The organism is Pseudonocardia alaniniphila (genome assembly GCF_022524485.1).
In the GTDB taxonomy this organism is placed as follows: Bacteria; Actinomycetota; Actinomycetes; order Mycobacteriales; family Pseudonocardiaceae; genus Pseudonocardia; species Pseudonocardia alaniniphila.
On record NZ_JAKXMK010000015.1, the window covers coordinates 101,163 to 119,173 of the forward strand.

Genomic DNA, 18,011 nt, shown 5'->3' on the forward strand with positions numbered 1-18,011 from the left:
CCTGTTGATCATGGACGTCCGGTCACCAGCGGCCAGAGTCCCTCGGGTCCGGCGGCCAGTGCGGCCGCTCCGATCTCGCTGTTCCACTCGGCGTCCGCGCCGTCCTCGTCACGCCACGCCCACAGGCGGGTGGTGAGGAGCCGCAGGTCGTGCTCGCGGGTGAAACCGATGGCCCCGTGCACCTGGTGCGCGATCCGGGCGACGGCACCAGCGGCCTCGCCGGTGCGCGCCTTGGCCGCGGCGACAGCGAGCCGCGATGCCGGGTCCGCGAACCCGTCCGCGGTGACGGCTGCAGCCGCGGCGGACGCCGCCGCCGATGCCGCGGCCACCTCGGCCGCGGCCAGGGCGAGCTGTTGCTGCACCGCCTGGAACCGGCCGATCGGGCGGCCGAACTGCACCCGCTCGCCCGCGTAGCGCACAGCGGCGGCGAGTGCACCTCGCGCGGCCCCGGCGAGCAGCTGGGCCCGCCCGAGCGCGGCGCGCAGCCGGAACTCTTGCGTCGCCCCCTCCGGCACGGCTGCGACGGCACCGGAGGGCACCTCGCCGTCGACGACGACCGCGTCGCGCGGCTCCTCCGCAAGGTTGCTGCCGTCGGTGACGGTGATCTGTTCCGGCCCGAGCAGGACGACGTGGTGCGGGGCCAGCACGGCGATCCCGGCCGCGGCGCGCGCCCACGGCACGCGTTGGAGCGTGCCGCGGACCGTCGAGCCCTCGACATCCAGCGTTGCGGTCACGGCCGTCAGCGGCCCGGCAGGCACGCCGATGCCCGCGGCGTGCAGCAGCCAGCCCGCCAGCAGATCGGTCTCCACAAGGGGAACCCGCGCGGCGTACGCACCGGCCTCGGCCAGCACCACCGCCGCGTCGGAGAAGCTGCCCTCGCTCCCACCCGCGTCGGACGGCAGGGTCAGCCGGGCGAGTCCGGTGCCTTCGAGGGTCTTCCACAGCTCGGCGTCGAACCCCGTGCCCGCGTCCCGGGCGTCGGCGAAGATCGACTCCGCCAACTCGCGCAGCTCCGAGTTGTCGGTCATCGCAGCCCCATTCCGCGCGCCACGATCCCGCGCAACACCTCGTTGGTCCCACCGCGCAGCGTGAAGCCGGGGGCGTGCAGCACCGCGTCGGCCAGAAGCCGTGCGTAGCCACCCTCGGCAGCGGGGTCCGGCGGGATCGAGACGAGCAGCCGGGCCACGTCGATCACCTCGTTCTCATACCGCGTGCCGAGATCCTTCACCACGGCTGCGGCCAGCTCCGGCGCCTGCCCCGACTCGAGCGAGCCGGCCACGGCCAGCGACATCCGCCGCAGCGTCCACAGGCGGCTGACGAGGCCACCGAGCTCCTGATGCGGCGTGGACCCATTGGCGAGAAGCTCCCCGACGAGAGCGGTGAGCAGCGGGAACGTCGAGAGGAACCGCTCCGGTCCGCTGCGCTCGAACGCGAGCTCGCTGGTGACCTGCCGCCAACCGGCGCCGATCTCACCGAGCACCATGTCGTCAGGCACGAACACGTTGTCGAACACGACCTCGTTGAAATGGTGTGCGCCGGTCAGCAGCGGGATGGGGCGGATCTGCACACCGGGCGAGTCGAGCTCGACGATGAACTGGGACAGGCCCGCGTGCCGGTTCTGTTCGTCACGGGGCGCGGAGCGGGCGAGCGCGAAGAAGGCATGCGCGTGGTGGGCGCCGGACGTCCAGACCTTCGTGCCGGTCAGCTCCCACCCACCGCTGACCTGCACGGCCTTGGTGCGCACGGCCGCCAGGTCGGAGCCGGCATCGGGCTCGCTCATCCCGATACCGAAGTACACCTCGCCCGCCGCGATTCCGGGCAGGAACTTGCGTCGCTGCGACTCGGTGCCGAACCGCATGAGACTGGGGCCGATCTGGCGGTCGGCCACCCAGTGCGCGGCCACCGGAGCACCGGCGGCGAGGAGCTCCTCGGTGACCACGTAGCGGTCCAGCGGCGAGGCGCCATGGCCGCCGTACTCGACCGGGATGGTCATCCCGAGCCAGCCACGGCGGCCCAGTTCCTTCGTGAATCGCTCGTCCCAGCCCGAGAGCCACACGTCGGCGCGCGGTGTCCACGCTCCTGCGGCCCGCTCCTGCTCGAGGAAGGCCCGCACGTCGGCACGCAGCTGCGCCGCGCGCGGCGGGAGGTCGGTCGGGGGCGGCACCAGCGCCGGCAGCCGCGCCATCGTCTCCGTCACCACCCCATCCTGCGACATTCCCCCAGCCGCGGCAGCGGTGATCGGGTCACAGATCGGCGACCTGCAGGCTTCGCGTCACCACGTCGGTGCTCCCGCCCGGCCGGAGAAGGTGCCCATGGGCCCGCGCATCCCTGGAGTCGCAGGGACAGCCACGTCCGGCCGACCGTGATTAGCCTCGAATCGTGGACAAGGTCAACGCCCTCGGCGAGTACCTGCGCGCCCGACGCGGTCAGGTGCGGCCCGAGGACGTGGGGCTCGTCGCCGGCCGGCGGAGACGGGTGTCCGGCCTTCGCCGCGAGGAGCTCGCGATGCTGGCCGGCATCAGCTCCGACTACTACCTGCGCCTCGAGCAGGGACGCGACCAGAACCCGTCCGCCCAGGTGATCGACGCACTGGCTCGGGCGCTGCTGCTCGACCCAGCCGCGACCGCCCACCTGCACGAGCTCGCCGGCGCGCGCACCCGCCGCCGGGCGCGCCCGCGGATCGAACGGATACCGACCGGCACCGCCCTGCTCATCGACCAGCTCCCGATGCCCGCGTACGTGTCCGGCAGGTACCTCGACGTGCTGGCCGCCAACGCGCCCGCCCGTGCCCTGTCGCCGAACTTCGCACCCGGCAAGAACCTGTTGCGACAGGTGTTCCTGGATCCCGGCGACCGCGAACTGCACGTGGACTGGGAGCGCGCCACGGCGAGCGTGGTCGGCGGCCTGCGTGCCGCGGCGGGAGCCGACCCCGAAGACCCGAACCTGGCGGCGCTGGTCGGTGAGTTGTCGATGCGCAGCGATCGGTTCCGCAGCCTCTGGGCCCGCGCTGACGTCGGGCATCGCCGGGACGGCACGAGTCACATGCAGCATCCGCAGGTCGGTGAGCTGCACCTGCGTCGCGAGAAGCTCGCCGTCGTCGGCGCCGACGGACAGCAACTCGTCATCTATCACGCGGAGCCCGGCACCGACTCCGCCCGCGCACTCGCCCTGCTCGGATCCATCGCGGTGACCGACGCGCGCGACAACGCACGCGCGGACGAGGACGCCACCCGCTGACCTGGGCCGACCGAGGCAGGGCGTGGAGGAATATCACGTCGGGTGCGCCCGCCCGTTCACGGTGAGAGCATCGGGCCATGACGAACTCCGGCCTGACCAGCAACTCGACTGCAGATGAGGCGCGGGTCGTCGACGCGGTCCCCACCGGGCTGTTCATCGGCGGCTCCTGGCGGCCCGCCGCGTCCGGCCGCACCCTGACCGTCGACGACCCGGCCACCGGGAAGGTCCTCTGCGAGGTGGCCGACGCCTCGCCTCAGGACGGGATGGACGCCCTCGCCGCGGCGGTGGCGGCCCAGGCCGCGTTCGCGGCGATGCCACCCCGGGAGCGCGGCGAGATCCTGCGCCGTGCCTATGAGCTGATCATGCAGCGCATCGACGACCTCGCCCTGCTCATGACCCTGGAGATGGGCAAGCCGCTCGCCGAGTCGCGCGGGGAGATCTCCTACGCGGCGGAGTTCTTCCGATGGTTCGCCGAGGAGGCCGTGCGCATCGACGGCGGGTACGCGGTCGCGCCCAACGGTGCGAGCCGTTTCCTCGTGCAGAAGCAGCCCGTCGGCGTGTGCCTGCTCATCACGCCGTGGAACTTCCCTATGGCGATGGGCACCCGCAAGATCGGGCCGGCGATCGCGGCCGGCTGCGCGATGGTGCTCAAGCCTGCGGCCCAGACGCCATTGTCGATGAACGCGCTCGCCGCGATCCTCGCCGAGGCGGGCCTGCCCGACGGCGTGCTGAACATCATCACCACCTCGGACGCGGGCGGCGTCATGGAGCCCCTGATCCGCGACGGACGGGCGCGCAAGCTGTCCTTCACCGGCTCCACCCAGGTCGGGCGCAAGCTCCTGGAGCAGGCCGCCGAGAAGGTGCTGCGCACGTCCATGGAACTCGGTGGCAACGCGCCGTTCCTCGTGTTCGAGGACGCGGACCTCGACAAGGCCGTCGAGGGCGCGATGCTCGCCAAGATGCGCAACATGGGCGAGGCCTGCACGGCCGCCAACCGGTTCCTCGTGCACCGTTCCGTCGCCGGGGCGTTCGCCGACCGGCTCGCGGAGCGGATGAGCGCTCTCACCGTCGGCCGCGGCACCGAGGACGGCGTGGACGTCGGACCGCTGGTCGACGCGAAGGGCCGCGACAAGGTCACCGAGCTCGTCCGTGACGCGGTGGACCGCGGCGCCACCGTGCGCGTGGGCGCCGTGCCGGTGGACGGGCCGGGCTACTTCTACCAGCCCACGGTGCTCACCGACGTTCCGCTGCAGGCACGGCTCAGCGCGGAGGAGATCTTCGGGCCGGTGGCCGCGATCAGCGTGTTCGACGACGAGGACGAGGCCGTCGCCGCGGCGAACGACACCGAGTTCGGACTGGTGAGCTACCTGTTCACGGAGAACGTGACCCGGGCGCTGCGGGTGTCGGAGCGGCTGGAGGCGGGGATGATCGGCCTCAACACCGGTCTGGTCTCGAACCCTGCGGCCCCGTTCGGCGGGATCAAGCAGTCCGGCCTCGGCCGCGAGGGCGGCAAGGTCGGGATCGAGGAGTTCCTCGAGACGAAGTACGTGGCGATCGGTTTCGGAGGCTAGGGGTTGCCGAGCAACTCGGCCCTGGCAGGCCGAGTTGCTCAGCGCACGCCTGGCGCCGCCGGCGGCGCTACGGGAGCTCAGCCTCCCGGCGGCGCTGCGGGGTTGGCAGCCGGAGCTGCCGGTGCGTTCGCGTCGGCCGGCGCGTTGGGGTCGGCCGGCGCGTTCGGATCCGCAGGGGCGTTCGGATCCACAGGCGCGTTCGGGTCGGCGCCGGCATCCCCGGAATCTGAATCGCCGGAGTCCCCGGCGTCAGGGCCGTACACCTTCGTGGCCGGGTCGGTGCCGGTGATGACCGACTCGACCAGCAACGCCCCGCCCTGCACCGCGATGAGCGACATCAGCCCGACGAGTACGAGCACCGACGTCGCGGTCAGGAGCTTCACCTTGACGGGGGTGCGCCCCAGCCTGCCCTGGCCGGTCTCCACGACCCACGCCCGCGCCGCCACCACCACGAGGAACAGCGCGAACGTCAGCCAGACCCAGATGTCCTGAGCCGGATTGATGACGAGGTTCTGAGCCAGGATCATGCTCAGCCTCCCGGGGTCGGGGCCGGAGGTGCAGCCGGCACGGTCTTCTTCAGCACGGCGTCGAAACCGTCCTGGTAGGTCACCACGTACTGCCCGGAGGCCACCAACTGGCGGATGACCTCGAGAGTCCAGCCGGGCTGCATGCCGTTGAGCACCACACCCTGCTTCTCCACCGAGGTGAAGGTGATGAGCACGTCCGGGGACTCGGCCTCGATACAGCGGATGGGGTCATCCGACAGCTCGGAACAACCCTCGACCACCGAGCCCATGCTGTGGGTGTCGATGCCCTCCACGCCGTACGGCCCGACGTTGCCGAGCGGCAGGATCTCCTGCCCCGGTGGAGTCGTCTCGATGGTCTGCCGGGCCAGCGCCACTTCCTGCGGGTACACGACCTGGTAGGCGTCGTTGCCGCCGCGGATCAGGATCAGCAGGGGGAACAGCGCCGCCATACCGATCGCGAGCACCACCTCCCGGGAGCGCTTGCGCCGCACGAACGCACGCAGCGCGTCCGCCCCGAGAATCGAGAGAACCGGGAGCCCGTAGAGCACGATCCGCAGGAACACCTCGCCGCCGTAGCCCTGTGCGGCGAACGCCATCGGCACCACGGCGAGCGCGATCGGCACGAGGTCGCGCTTACGACGCCAGTAGACCCACGCCCCAGCGATCGCGAGCATCCAGGTCAGCCCCGGCATGAGGATGCGCAGGTACTTCACCACGACCTGGCCCGTGTCACCCGTGAGCCGGTCGGCGACGCCTGCCTGCAGCGCGGCGCCGGCGTCGTCCGACCCCGTGATCAGGCTGAGCTGGGTGATCCAGAACTCCCGCGCGGAGATCACGAAGTACACCGCGAAAGCGACCATGGCCAGGAGCACCAGCCCGCGCCCCCGGAACCGGCCGACCACGGCCAGCACCACGAGCTGACCGATGATCGCGAACGGGGTGAGCTGGTGCTCGGGGATCACCGCTACCAGGCACAGCGCGGCGCAGAAGTAGATGAGCAGCAGCTGGCGCGGCGGCAGCGACGGTCTGTTCGGCGGGGTCATCGCCGACACCAGCCAGCGGCGCAGCAGCGGCAGCCGCTTCGACTCGGGATGTGGGAAGGGCCAGCCGGGCACACCGGCCGAGTCGGTACGGCGGGTGGCCAGCGGGCCGAGCGCGAACGTCAGCACCGTGAGCATCAGCACGATGCCGGTGGCCTGGGGCGAGAAGTAGTCCTGCTCGATCCAGTTCAGCCCGATGAACAGCCACGCGGCGGCCCACGGGGCACGCGAACCACCGAGCATCGAGCGGGCCAGCGCGTAGATGCCGATCGCCCACACCGTGACGACGACCGGGGGGAACCAGCGCAACACGCTGTCGAGCTGCTCGACCCCACCCGCGTCCCGGAAGAACGCCCACTGGGCGAAGAAGGCGGGCCAGTAGAACCGGGCGTCGATCCCGGTGGGCGGGATGCCGTCGTGGGCGAGCGCATCGGTGAAGCCGGCCAGCAGCCATGCCGTGGTGAACCGGGCCACCGGCTCCACCACGGACGGCATGCCGACCGAGCAGAGGATGAGCACGCCGGTGGCGGTGGACAGCATCGGGATCCGCGGCCGTGGCGACCACAGCTCCGCCACACAGGCCGCCACCGCACACAGCACCGACGCCCAGGCAGCCGGACCGAGGACCGTGGCCAGGCCCCAGCCGTCCATCGCGTGCAGGTCGGTGGTGGCCGCGGCCACCGGCAGCAGTGCCACGGCCGCCAGCGCCAGGATCGGCGAGAGCCAGCGGTAGATCCCGGGCTCGGGCGGCGCGGGCGGAGCCGGCGGCGGACCGCTGCGCGGGCGAGGTGGCTGGGCCTGCAGCATCGTGGTGGGAGCGTCGACACCGGCGGGCCGCATAGCCGTTGTGGCCTGGTCGACGTCGCTCCGCGGGCGCCTGTCATCGCCCGTGGAGCGGGTATCCGTCGAAGTCACGGCCTTGCCACCTCCACATCGAACCGGCGACTCGCCGGCGTGAACATCACGACCACCGCGCAGACGACCTGGACGGCGATGTAGCCGATCGCCACGGGGACGAGCGCGGACGCCCCCGCACCGGTGACCGGGGTGACGAGGGCAGCCACCACCACCAGGATCGAGCTGCTCAGCTGCAGGCGTGCGTAGCTCATGGCCGCGCCGGTCGCCTGCCGCACACCCAGCTCGTGGGCCACCACCAGCCGGAACGCCAGACCCAGCAGGAGCAGGCGCAGCACGTCGGCGCCTTCCGCGTAATCCTCACCGAAGATCAGCAGCAGCGGGTAGGCCAGTGCGGCACCGACCGCCAACATCGGCAGGAAGATCCCGAGCAACCGGCGCCGCGCAGCCGCGGCCAGCTCACGCGCGCGGTGTGGCTCCCGGGCCACCGTGACCGCCAGGGAGTTCATGAAGAACATCCCGGCGAGGTCGATCACCGCGACGGCCTGCCACGCGATGAAGAACACGGCGCCGGTCTCCGGCCCGAACCGCAGGTTCACCAGGATCGGGACCTGGTTGTACAGCAGCGCCCCGCCGGCCTGCCCCACCGCTGTCGGGACGAGGAACGCGATCATCGCGGAGCGGCTCGGGAGCTTGCCGCCCGTGGCTCGTTCGGTGGCGCGACGCGCAAGAACGAAGATCACCAGCGAGCCGACGATGATCCAGAGGACGACCGGGCCGATCCACGACAGCACGATGCCGAAGGAGCCGAGCGCGAGAGCCCCACCGAGGAACACCAGCAGCGCCAGGCGGACGACCGCGAAGATCGCGTTGCGCCAGACCGCCCACCACGGCTTGCCGAGGGCCACGAGGAGGAAGTCGTGGACCGGGAACACGCCCCACCCCGCGGAGGCGATCGCGAACAGCAGGAATCCGGCCGCGACCGGCAGGGCCGGGCCCGCCGAGATCATGGCCAGCCGGGGCGCGAACAGCGCGTACAGGAGCCCGACCAGCCCGGACAGCGGCATGATCAGCAGCAGGCTGCTCCAGATCAGCTTGGCGGTGCTGCGCCCGGCGGGCGGGATCCACCGCATCATCGCGACACCGAGGTTCAACTGGGCGGCGCCGCCGACGAGGATGAACGCGGACGCCACGAGCTGCGCGTCGCCGACAGCGGCGGTGGGCAGGATGTGGGCCGCGATCAGCCATCCGACGAAGCCGGCCAGCGACCCCAGCACCGAGCTCAGCGAGAGCGCCAGCCCGTCGCTCAGCCCTCCGTCGCCGCTGTCCTCCTCCGGCGTGACGCCCCGCGCGACGCTCGGGATCCGCACGGTGTCGGCGACCACGGAGGGCAGCCGCACGGTTTCGGCCACCACGGACGGGAGCCGGACGGTGGGCGCGGCGGACGGGTCGAACACCTCTGTCGGCGGATCGGCGCGCGGATCGGGGTGCGGCCGGCCGTCATGATCCGGTCGCACGATCGCCGACGGCCCCGGGGACGGCTGCCGCTTCGTCACGACGTGAGGACCAGTGAAGCGCGGGGGAACCGGGAAGAGACGATCACTGTATTGACAAGCACTGACGCGACGATCAATGTATTAGCGATCACTGAGCGACCACCGCATGGCGGAGCAGCAAGGGGACGCTCAGCGCCGTCATCACGTACAGCGCCACCGCTGGTCGCCAATGCTCAGTACTCACCATGAACTGGGCGACCAGCAGCGTGGTGGCCACACCGACCCCCACGGTGAGGAGCCAGACGTGCGCGGCCGGGGCTCGACGCAGGAAGCCTGCGGCGGCCCAGCCGGGCCCGAGAATGAGGAAGACGGTGGTGACGACGAACCGGACGTCGCCGATCACACCACCCGTGATCTTCAGAACGCTCAACACACACGCCGTGATCCCGGCCACCACCAGGAGAATGGCCACAAAGCGGCGCGCGAGCCGCGCCCGCGTGAGCTCAGCGCTTGAGGGCACGCTCACCTGGCACTCCGTTCGTCACCAACTCGCGATCTTCTGGCCGCAAGCATCTGGCGGATGGTCACCGGACACCCCGGCGGACCCGGTTGGCGTCGAAGTGTAGGGGTGCGTCCCGATCAGGACGCTTCCTCCTCCAGTGCAAAGCGGAGGGCGACGCTATCGCGTCCCTCACGATCCACCGGAGCCGGGCGGGGCGGCGGCATCGGACGGCGGCCGTTCACGGGGTCGGCAACCGGAGCAGCGCCGTTCAGCGACCCGGTGGAAAGTGACCCAGCCCCGATCGGCCCACCGTTGATCGGCCCACCGTTGGAAGCGGGGTCGGCGAGCGGCGGAACCACGGGGATGCCGCCGGCGGGCGTGAGAGCCCGGGCCTGCTCCTCGACCTGAACCTTCTCGGCACGACCACGCAGCGCGCGGCGACGCTCGGCGGCCAGCGTGCGCAGCACACGGGTGCCGTCGGCGAAGGTACGCAGGTTGGACTGGCCGAAGATCCGCTCGCGCTCCATCGACGGAACCTCGGTGATCTTCAGTCCCGCAGCGGCGACACGGCAGTTGAGCACGGTCTCGATCTCGAAGCCGTCGCCCCACAGCATCCCCTCGGGCGGGGCGGGCGCGTCGATGGGCGGAAGGTCGAGAACCGGGAGGATGTCGATCCAGAACGCGTTGTAGCCGTAGCAGAGGTCGGTGTAGGAGGTGCCGAAGAGCGCGTTCGCCACGCCGTTGAGGCCCGCGTTGCCGGTTTTGCGCAGCAGCGTGATGTCGTCGCTGCCCCCACCGCGCACGAAGCGGCTACCCTTGGCGAAGTCGGCGCCGTCGATCAGGGCGCGGACGAACGCCGGGATCTCCGCGGGGTCGGCCGACCCGTCGGCGTCGAACATGACGATGAGGTCCCCGGTGGCTGCGGCGAACCCGCACGCCATCGCGTTACCCTTGCCCTTGCGGGTCTGCGTGATGACCTTGACCCAGGGCAGGACCCGTTGGGCGGCCTCGACCGTGCCGTCGACGGAGTTACCGTCAACGACGATGATCTCGTGGACCGCCGGACGCACCGCGGCGATCGCAGGGAGCACGACCTCCAGGTTCCGCGCCTCGTTCCGGGTCGGCACCACCACGGACACCCGCGGGTTGCCGTTCCGCTGCATCGCCGTTCTCCCCCCCACCGCCCATGCGGTGATTTCGCGTCCTCGGCCGCGTCGCTGAACGTTGCCGTGCCCCAGGACGATCTCCATCACTGGGTTTATCTCCAAAACACCCCATCGCGTTACGTAACAATCTAGCGACGCTGTACCCCAATCGGGCCATCTTTGCTAGTGCAACTGCCGGAGCAGCGCGGGGCCGCCGATCGGCACTCTACGGATCGTGGACCTTGGTCGTCATCGAGGTACCCGATCGGGCAGTAGCGGGGGCCAGGGGCTTCCGCGCCGTCCCTGAGCGGTACGGTCGCGGCGTCCTGGAGTCGGCTGGAGAGAGGCCCGAGTTGCTGCCGATGGCGAGCGTGTCCGTCTGCATTCCGGTCTACAACGGCGCACGCTTCTTGGCCGAGACGATCCGTAGCGTGCTTGATCAGACGTACCGCGACTTCGAGCTCATCGTCCTCGACAACGCGAGCACGGACGGCAGCGGCGCGATCGCTCAGTCCTTCGCGGAACGGGATTCCCGGGTCCGCCTCGAGCGCAACCCGACCACCTTGTCGCAGCCCGACAACTGGAACCGGGTGGTCCAGCTCAGCCGTTCGCCCCTGGTCAAGGTCGTGTGCGCGGACGATCTGCTCCACCCGCGCTGCCTCGAGTTCCAGGTCACGCCCATGGAGGCCGACCCGGGCCTCGCGCTCGTGGCGTCGCGGCGGCACATGATCGACGAACAGAGCCGTGTGATCGTGCCCAACCGAGGCCTGGCCGGGCTCACGGGCGTGCGCACCGGGGTGGAGGTGGCGCGGAAGGTCGTCCGCAACGGCTCCAACCCGATCGGCGAGTCCAACAACGTGTTGTTCCGCCGCGAGGACTTCTTCGCCGTGGGCGGGTGGCGGGCCGACCGCACATACATCATGGATCTCGATCTGTGGCTGCGACTGCTGCAGTACGGCGAGTTCCTGGGGCTGCCGGAGACGCTCGCGGCGTTCCGGATCGGACGCGGCACGGTCTCGTCTGATCACGGCGAGAGGATCTACGAGCAGCAGCGGATGCTCCTGGAGGAGATCGGCGAGTCGCCTTTCTTCCAGGTCCGCGGTGTCGACCTCGCGGTCGGGCGGCTACTCGCCCCTGCCGGGCGCTCCCGCAGGCGGGCCCTGTACGCGATCTCGAAGATCGCCGCGCGTCGCAACGAAGGGGGCGACGCGGCCTGAGCCGCGTAGACCGCCCGAGGCGACCCCAAGGGCCAATCGCACATATTTTGCGATTGCCGGACGATCGCGACTAGCCTGAGCGAGTCATCGGCCGGGAGGTCGACAGCGCGCTCCTCGGGAGGTCGGGATGGCCGGCGACGCGGTCCTCGCCATGCACATGAGCGACGGGCTGGTCAACGCGCCCACCGCTGCGGCATGCGGCGTGCTGGCCGTGGCCGGGCTGGCCCTGGCCGCCACTCGCGCCCGGTCGGATCTCGACGAGCGGACGGCCCCGATGGCCGGGCTGGTCACCGCTTTCGTCTTCGCGGTGCAGATGATCAACTTCCCGATCCTGCCCGGTGCGAGCGGCCACCTGCTCGGCGGAGCGCTGGTCGCGATCCTCGTCGGCCCCTGGGTCGGGTCGCTCTGCATCGCCATCGTGCTCGCGGTACAGGCCCTGCTCTTCGCCGACGGCGGCCTCACCGCGCTCGGCACGAACATCGTCAACATGGCGCTGGTCGGTGTGTTCGTCGGTTACGCGGTGGCGGTCGCCCTGCGCCCGCTCGCCCGCCGTGGCAGGGCGGGGCTGGTCGCAACGGCGTTCGTGGCCGCGTTGGTGAACACGCTCGCCGCAGCGCTCGCCTTCGTCGTGGAGTACGCGATCGGCGGCGCGGGCGGCGCCTCTCTGGGCACCGTCCTCACGCTGATGCTCGGCCTGCACCTGCTGATCGGCATCGGTGAGGGGATCATCACCGCCGCCACCGTCGGCGCCGTCGCCGCGGTCCGGCCGGATCTCGTCCACCTCCTGCGCGGATCGGCACCCCCACTGAGCATCCGCGAGGGTCAGGGCCGTGCCACGGCTGAGGGGAGCGCGTCATGACCGCGCCTGCACCGAACCGTCGCTCCGCGCGCTTCTTCATCGGATTCCTCGCCGTGGCCCTGCTCGTCGCGGGTGTCCTGTCCTACCTCGCGAGCCCCGATCCCGACGGGCTGGACACCGTCGCGCTCGACGGCTGTCAGGTCGTCGAGACCGACGCAGGCGAGCAGCTCACTGGCACGTGCATCGCGCAGAACGCCGGCGAGCACGCGTTCGCGGGGAGCCCGCTGGCCGACTACGCAGTGGTTGGCAGCGACGGCACGGTCGGCGTGGCCGGCGTGATCGGCGTCCTGGTCACCGTCGTCGTGGCGGGCGCGCTGTTCCAGGTGCTGCGCAAACGGGGTGGCCCGGGGGACGAGCGCTAGTCGTGGGTGCGGGACACGCCCATCCGCTCCACCTTCCCGGGACGTCGCCGGTACATCGGCTCCCGTCCGAGGTCAAGATCGTCGCGGCGTTCCTCGGGATGGTGTGCGTGGTCGCCACGCCGAGGGAGGCCTTCCCGGTGTTCGGCGGCTACCTGGCGTTGCTGGCCGCGATCTGGGCCGTCGCACGGATCCCGCCGGGGTGGATCGCGCGGCGATCGGTGATCGAGGCGCCGTTCGTGGTGCTCGCGGTGCTCCTTCCGATCACCGGCGCCGCGCCGTACGTCGAGTGGTTCGGGCTCTCCTTGTCCGAACCGGGGTTGCTCGGGGCGTGGAACATCCTCGTCAAGGGCACGCTCGGCGTGCTGACCTCGCTCACCTTGGCCGCCACCACCTCGCTGCGCGACCTATTGCTCGGGCTGCAGCAGCTGCACGTGCCCGGTCCGGTCGTCACGATCGTCACCCTGATGTTGCGCTACGTCGACGTGATCGCCGCCGAGGCCGGCCGGATGCGGCTCGCCCGGATCTCCCGCGGTCACGACCCGCGTTTCCTCTGGCAGGCGGGAGCGACCGCGCGCGGCGTCGGGGCCCTTTTCATCCGCTCCTACGAGCGGGGTGAGCGGGTGCATCTCGCGATGCTGTCGCGCGGCTGGACCGGGGACATGCCGCGGCTGACCGACGCGGTCACCACGCGGAGCCAGTGGCTGATGGGGCTCGCCCCCGTGGCCGTCGCCGTAGCACTGACCGTCACCGGGTGGTCGATCACATGACAGGCACACGCGAACCCGGAGCCGGCACCCTGCCGACGGCGGGCCCACCGGCACAAGCGCCGTCGCTGCAGGTCAGCGGCCTCGCGTTCGCCTATCCGGACGGTCGTCAGGCCCTGTTCGGGATCGACCTCACGATCGAGCGCGGCGAGCGGGTGGCACTGCTCGGCCCCAACGGGGCCGGCAAGACCACGCTCGTGCTGCACCTCAACGGCATCCTCACCGCAGGCCGCGGCACGGTGGCGGTGGGCGGTCTGCCCGTGGCGAAGGAGAACCTGCGGGAGGTTCGCCGGCGGGTCGGCATCGTCTTCCAGGATCCCGACGACCAGCTGTTCATGCCCAGCGTCGCCGAGGACGTGGCGTTCGGCCCGGCGAACTTCGGTGTCACCGGCGCCGCACTGCGCGCGCGGGTGGACGCGGCACTGGCCACCGTCGGCATGCAGGAACACCGCGACCGCTCCCCCCTGCACCTGTCCGGCGGGCAGCGCAGGCGGGTTGCGCTCGCCACCGTGCTGGCGTGCGAGCCGGAGATCCTCGTGCTCGACGAGCCGTCGTCCAACCTCGACCCGGTGGCCCGCCGGGAGCTCGCCGAGGTGCTGCTCGGGCTGGACGCCACCCTGCTCATGGTCACCCACGATCTGCCGTACGCGTTGCAGCTGTGTACCCGCGGGGTGGTGCTCGACGAGGGCGCGATCGTGGCCGACGCACCCCTGCGCGAACTGCTCGCCGACCCCGCGCTGCTGCGCCGCCACCGCCTCGAGCTGCCTTACGGCTTCGTCCTGTCGTGACGGCTCGAACCGGGTGGCGCAGCAGCGCCGGGCGCGGCTACTTCTGGTCGTCCTGATCGGCGGGCGGCACCTGCGGGAACCCGCGCGGAGGGGTGGGCAACGCGCTCTCGGGCAGGCCCCGCTCGTCGGACGCCTGCTGCAGGGCGGGCCGGGCCGGGCCGTTGGCGTGAGCGGGCTGCGCGCCGAGCGCGGGCACCACGTCCTTGCGGGCCTGCGCCTCCGCGTCGGCCACCACCTTCGCGATCGCAGGGTCACCCGCGGTGTCGAACCAGTCCTTGATCGACTCGTCGTCCGCCTCGGGCTTGGACACCGTGTCGTCCACCGGCGAGGGCTCGAACCGGAAGACCCCGTCGCTGCCGGGGGCACCGAGCATCCGGGTGAAGCCCTCCAGCGCCTTGCCGAAGTCGGACGGGACGATCCAGACCTTGTTGGCGTCTCCCTCCGCCATCTGCGGCAATGTCTGCAGGTACTGGTAGGCGAGCAGCTCCGGCGTCGGCTTGCCCGCCTTGATCGCGGCGAACACCTTCTCGATGGCCTTGGCCTCACCCTGGGCCTCGAGGTAGCGGGCGGCCCGGTCGCCCTGGGCGCGCAGGATGCGGGACTGACGCTCGGCCTCCGCGTTGAGGATGGCGGCCTGCTTGGCGCCCTCCGCTGTGAGGATCTGCGCCTGCTTCTGCCCCTCGGCGCTGCGGATCGCGGACTCCCGCTGGCCCTCGGCCGTGAGGATCGTGGCCCGCTTCTCGCGCTCGGCCTTCATCTGCCGCTCCATCGACTCCTGGATCGACGCGGGCGGGTCGATGGCCTTGATCTCCACGCGGGCCACGCGGATCCCCCACCGGCCCGTGGCCTCGTCCAGTTCACCGCGCAGCGCTGTGTTGATCACATCGCGCGAGGTGAGAGCGTCCTCCAGGCTCATCCCGCCCACGATGTTGCGCAGCGTCGTGGTGGTGATCTGCTCGACGCCGACGATGTAGTCGTTGATCTCGTAGACGGCCGACTTCGGGTCGACCACCTGGTAGTAGACGACCGTGTCGATGTCGACGGTCAGGTTGTCCTGGGTGATGACCGACCGCGGCGGGAACGACACCACCTGCTCGCGCAGGTCGATCCGCTCCCGGACCTTGTCGATGAACGGCACCAGGAACACCAGACCCGGGTCGGCAGTGCCCTTGAACCGACCCAGTCGCTCGATCACAGCCGCCGTGGCCTGCGGGATGATCTGGATCGCTTTGACCAGCGATATCACGACAAGCAGGACCACGAGCACCACGACGATCAGTAGCACCGCACCATCGGCAGCCACTGTCACCACTCCCCCTTCAACCCTGCACTGGACCTCAGCGGGCCGGATCCTTGCGCACCGCCTCGCACCACGTGATTCCGGTGTACCCCTGTGGCGCCCGGATTGCTGCTGTTAGTCCTGTCCGACGACCAGCGCTGTGGCCCCGGAGATCTCCATGACGGTGACCTTGGCGCCGGGTTCGATCACCTCGTGCCCGTCGCTGGACCGCGCGGACCACAGCTCGCCGCCGATCTTGACGCGGCCGTCATGGCCGTCCACCCGCGCGACGACGACAGCGGTGGTGCCGACGAGCGCCTTGTGATGCATCACGGTGTGATCGATCCCGCGGTTCAACCGGCGGCGCAATGCCGGCCGCGCGGCGAACACCAGCAGCACCGACACCACGACGAACGCGACTGCGCCGGCGATCGGTCCACCGACCAGAAAAGACACCCCGGCCGCCGCGAGAGCGCCGCCGCCGAGCATCAGAAGTACGAAATCGCCGGAGAGGACCTCTGCGGCGATCAGCACCAGACCCACGATTAGCCAGATCAGTGCGGCCGACATGAACCGATCCTGCCAGATCCGCGGGCCTCTGATCAGCTCGTTACGAAATCGATGAGCCTTTCGACCGCATTGATGAGGGGCACCTCGAGATCGCGGAAGCTGTGCACGGCACCGAGCACTCGGCGCGCCCCGTCGGCGGGCTGACCCCAACGCAGTGCGGCGCAGACCCCGGTTTTCCAGTCGGTCCCCCTGGGCACCTCCGGCCAGGCGCGGATCCCGACGACGGACGGCTTCACCGCCTGCCACACATCGACGTACGGATGCCCCGTGACGAGCACGTCCGGTCCGGCCACGGCCGCGGCGGCGCGCGTCTCCTTGGACCCCTCCACCAGGTGGTCCACCAGCACACCGAGCCGGCGCCCCGGACCCGGACCGAACCCCGCGACGGCGGCGGCGATGTCGTCCATGCCGTGCATCGGTTCGACCACCACACCCTCGACCCGCAGGTCGTGGCCCCACACGCGCTCCACGAGTTCGGCGTCGTGCAGCCCTTCCACCCAGATCCGTGCGGCCCGGGCCGTACGCGCGGTGTGCCCCTGCACCTTGATCGAGCCGGAAGCCGAGCGGACCGGACCCACAGGCACCCGCTTCGGCGGCACGAGGGTGGCGGGAGCGCCCTCGAACAGGAACGCTGCCGGACGCAGCGGGAAGACCCGTCGGCCGCCGTGCCGATCCTCCAGAGTCACATCCCGCACGCTCACGCCGACGACCGCGCCGCAGAAGCCACTGGCCGGATCCTCGACGACGAGGCCGGCCTCGGCGGGTACCTCCGGAATCTCCCGGCGTACCCGGTTGCGGGTGCCGTCTGATCCGAACGCCCCTCGGTAGTCGTGCGACCGCGTCACCCCGCTGTTCTACCTCCCGATCACGTTCCGGGTACGGCGCGACACGCGCATGCCTGCAACCCACCCGCCCGACCTGCGGCAACGCATCGTGTTCGCATTCACCCGCACGGCAGCGATGCTCCAGGCCCCGGACGTGGCTAGCCTGACGCCCGTGCCCTGCCCCTCCGCCACCTTCACCGTGTGGACCTCGGCCTGGCTCGCGGGTGCTGCGGCACCCGACGACGTGCTGGACGCACTCGCCCCGTGGGCAGATGCGCACGACGTCCAGGCAGCCGACGCGGACACCGCCCGCGTCACCGCGCTCCCGTCGCCTGGCGAGCCGGTGTCCTCGGTGACCTTCCTGCTCGCCGCGCTGCGCCGGTCGGCACCGCGCGGCCCGGCCCGGCTGGTCCTCCCCGTCCCCGGTGACGCGCGTGGGCTCCCCGGCCCCGGCCCATTCAGCCAGCAGGCGATGTCGGCGGGTGAGGGTGTGCTGTTCGCCGAGGCCGGGCTGGGCGTCGTGCCCACGTCGGTGGCCGACGGCGTCCTGCGCTGGACCGTCTACCCCGTTGCCGATCCGGGCCCGCCGCCGGAGTTCGTGGCCCTCAACCAGGCGGAGCGCGAGCTACGCGACCAGGTCCGCCAGTCGGCGTCGGTGCTCACCTCGCTCGGCGTGGCCCGCCATCGTCCCGGGGTCCGCGAGGAGATCGCGGCCGCCCTGCGGGCGCGGCCCACGTCGTTGTGGCCTGCCGGGATGCCCGGGCAGCCGCTGCGCGTGCTCCAGCACGCCGACGAGGTGGAGGCGATCCTCGCCGCGGCGTCGGTCGACGAGCCGGGCGGGGCGCTGTCCGCGTCCGCCGCCACGGCCCGTCGCGAGGCGCTGCGCCCCATCGAGACGGCGGTGCGTGTGGCCCGGCGGGCCGCCGTGGCCGAGGCCGTCCGCATCCTGGCGTCGAGCCCGCTCGTCTGACGGCG

Annotated in this window: 18 protein-coding genes; 8 read left to right on the forward strand and 10 right to left on the reverse strand. The window is 71.3% G+C overall.

The features are described from left to right. Positions 1-8: 8 nt before the first annotated feature. Together MMF94_RS18230 and MMF94_RS18235 are read right to left on the reverse strand one after the other, a co-directional pair. Positions 9-1,028, reverse strand: a complete 1,020-nt coding sequence (locus tag MMF94_RS18230; RefSeq protein ID WP_241038092.1) for an acyl-CoA dehydrogenase family protein — start codon at positions 1,026-1,028, stop codon at positions 9-11. Then, positions 1,025-2,197, reverse strand: a complete 1,173-nt coding sequence (locus MMF94_RS18235) for an acyl-CoA dehydrogenase family protein (protein WP_338104243.1) — start codon at positions 2,195-2,197, stop codon at positions 1,025-1,027. The genes MMF94_RS18230 and MMF94_RS18235 overlap by 4 nt, the downstream gene beginning before the upstream one ends. Positions 2,198-2,379: 182 nt before the next feature. Between MMF94_RS18235 and MMF94_RS18240 the strand changes: the two genes are divergently transcribed. Next, a complete protein-coding gene (locus MMF94_RS18240) occupies positions 2,380-3,237 on the forward strand; it encodes a helix-turn-helix transcriptional regulator (RefSeq protein WP_241038094.1) in 858 nt (285 codons plus the stop codon). Between the two features lie 77 nt (positions 3,238-3,314). Then, entirely contained in the window at positions 3,315-4,808 is a 1,494-nt protein-coding gene (locus tag MMF94_RS18245) for an NAD-dependent succinate-semialdehyde dehydrogenase (protein ID WP_241038096.1), read from the forward strand. A 77-nt stretch (positions 4,809-4,885) separates the two neighbouring features. Here the strand turns inward: MMF94_RS18245 and MMF94_RS18250 are convergent, their stop codons facing one another. The 5 genes from MMF94_RS18250 to MMF94_RS18270 form a co-directional block, all read right to left on the reverse strand. Then, a complete protein-coding gene (locus tag MMF94_RS18250) occupies positions 4,886-5,335 on the reverse strand; it encodes a hypothetical protein (protein WP_241038098.1) in 450 nt (149 codons plus the stop codon). Positions 5,336-5,337: 2 nt separating this feature from the next. Further along, positions 5,338-7,290 (reverse strand): hypothetical protein, encoded by a 1,953-nt coding sequence (locus MMF94_RS18255; protein ID WP_241038100.1) that lies wholly within the window; start codon positions 7,288-7,290, stop codon positions 5,338-5,340. Beyond that, on the reverse strand, positions 7,287-8,786 hold the full coding sequence (locus MMF94_RS18260; protein ID WP_241038102.1) for a lipopolysaccharide biosynthesis protein: 1,500 nt from the start codon (positions 8,784-8,786) through the stop codon (positions 7,287-7,289). The genes MMF94_RS18255 and MMF94_RS18260 overlap by 4 nt, the downstream gene beginning before the upstream one ends. A gap of 88 nt (positions 8,787-8,874) precedes the next feature. Next, positions 8,875-9,252, reverse strand: a complete 378-nt coding sequence (locus MMF94_RS18265) for a hypothetical protein (RefSeq protein WP_241038104.1) — start codon at positions 9,250-9,252, stop codon at positions 8,875-8,877. Between the two features lie 113 nt (positions 9,253-9,365). Next, entirely contained in the window at positions 9,366-10,391 is a 1,026-nt protein-coding gene (locus MMF94_RS18270; protein ID WP_241038106.1) for a glycosyltransferase family 2 protein, read from the reverse strand. Between the two features lie 344 nt (positions 10,392-10,735). On the opposite strand from MMF94_RS18270, the gene MMF94_RS18275 reads away from it, so the two are divergent. The 5 genes from MMF94_RS18275 (at position 10,736) to MMF94_RS18295 (ending at position 14,363) form a co-directional block, all read left to right on the forward strand. Further along, complete coding sequence (locus tag MMF94_RS18275) at positions 10,736-11,590, forward strand: glycosyltransferase family 2 protein (protein WP_241038107.1); 855 nt, start codon at positions 10,736-10,738, stop codon at positions 11,588-11,590. 127 nt (positions 11,591-11,717) lie between these two features. Beyond that, on the forward strand, positions 11,718-12,449 hold the full coding sequence (locus tag MMF94_RS18280) for an energy-coupling factor ABC transporter permease (RefSeq protein WP_241038108.1): 732 nt from the start codon (positions 11,718-11,720) through the stop codon (positions 12,447-12,449). Next, complete coding sequence (locus MMF94_RS18285) at positions 12,446-12,811, forward strand: PDGLE domain-containing protein (protein ID WP_241038109.1); 366 nt, start codon at positions 12,446-12,448, stop codon at positions 12,809-12,811. The genes MMF94_RS18280 and MMF94_RS18285 overlap by 4 nt, the downstream gene beginning before the upstream one ends. Before the next feature lie 2 nt (positions 12,812-12,813). Then, entirely contained in the window at positions 12,814-13,578 is a 765-nt protein-coding gene (cbiQ, locus tag MMF94_RS18290; RefSeq protein WP_241038110.1) for a cobalt ECF transporter T component CbiQ, read from the forward strand. Continuing rightward, positions 13,575-14,363, forward strand: a complete 789-nt coding sequence (locus MMF94_RS18295) for an energy-coupling factor ABC transporter ATP-binding protein (protein WP_241038111.1) — start codon at positions 13,575-13,577, stop codon at positions 14,361-14,363. Before cbiQ ends, MMF94_RS18295 begins: the two co-directional genes overlap by 4 nt. A 37-nt stretch (positions 14,364-14,400) precedes the next feature. Here MMF94_RS18295 and MMF94_RS18300 read toward each other — a convergent pair whose 3' ends face one another. The 3 genes from MMF94_RS18300 to MMF94_RS18310 form a co-directional block, all read right to left on the reverse strand. Continuing rightward, positions 14,401-15,648: an SPFH domain-containing protein gene (locus MMF94_RS18300; RefSeq protein WP_241038282.1), complete on the reverse strand. Its 1,248-nt coding sequence runs from the start codon at positions 15,646-15,648 to the stop codon at positions 14,401-14,403. Positions 15,649-15,777: 129 nt separating this feature from the next. Beyond that, a complete protein-coding gene (locus MMF94_RS18305; protein WP_241038112.1) occupies positions 15,778-16,212 on the reverse strand; it encodes an NfeD family protein in 435 nt (144 codons plus the stop codon). 32 nt (positions 16,213-16,244) lie between these two features. Beyond that, the gene (locus MMF94_RS18310; protein ID WP_241038114.1) at positions 16,245-17,057 is read right to left on the reverse strand and encodes a DUF3097 domain-containing protein; all 813 of its coding nucleotides are present in this window, start codon (positions 17,055-17,057) and stop codon (positions 16,245-16,247) included. A gap of 151 nt (positions 17,058-17,208) precedes the next feature. Between MMF94_RS18310 and MMF94_RS18315 the strand changes: the two genes are divergently transcribed. After that, positions 17,209-18,006, forward strand: coding sequence for a hypothetical protein (locus MMF94_RS18315; RefSeq protein ID WP_241038116.1), 798 nt, complete (start codon positions 17,209-17,211; stop codon positions 18,004-18,006). The last annotated feature ends 5 nt before the right edge of the window (positions 18,007-18,011 follow it).

Excerpts from the sequence above, each read along its gene's own strand:
- MMF94_RS18230 (WP_241038092.1), bottom strand. The coding sequence starts at position 1,028 with ATGACCGACAACTCGGAGCTGCGCGAGTTGGCGGAGTCGATCTTCGCC.
- MMF94_RS18245 (WP_241038096.1), top strand. The coding sequence starts at position 3,315 with ATGACGAACTCCGGCCTGACCAGCAACTCGACTGCAGATGAGGCGCGG.
- MMF94_RS18250 (WP_241038098.1), bottom strand. The coding sequence starts at position 5,335 with ATGATCCTGGCTCAGAACCTCGTCATCAATCCGGCTCAGGACATCTGG.
- MMF94_RS18270 (WP_241038106.1), bottom strand. The coding sequence starts at position 10,391 with ATGCAGCGGAACGGCAACCCGCGGGTGTCCGTGGTGGTGCCGACCCGG.
- MMF94_RS18275 (WP_241038107.1), top strand. The coding sequence starts at position 10,736 with ATGGCGAGCGTGTCCGTCTGCATTCCGGTCTACAACGGCGCACGCTTC.
- MMF94_RS18280 (WP_241038108.1), top strand. The coding sequence starts at position 11,718 with ATGGCCGGCGACGCGGTCCTCGCCATGCACATGAGCGACGGGCTGGTC.
- MMF94_RS18285 (WP_241038109.1), top strand. The coding sequence starts at position 12,446 with ATGACCGCGCCTGCACCGAACCGTCGCTCCGCGCGCTTCTTCATCGGA.
- MMF94_RS18295 (WP_241038111.1), top strand. The coding sequence starts at position 13,575 with ATGACAGGCACACGCGAACCCGGAGCCGGCACCCTGCCGACGGCGGGC.
- MMF94_RS18305 (WP_241038112.1), bottom strand. The coding sequence starts at position 16,212 with ATGTCGGCCGCACTGATCTGGCTAATCGTGGGTCTGGTGCTGATCGCC.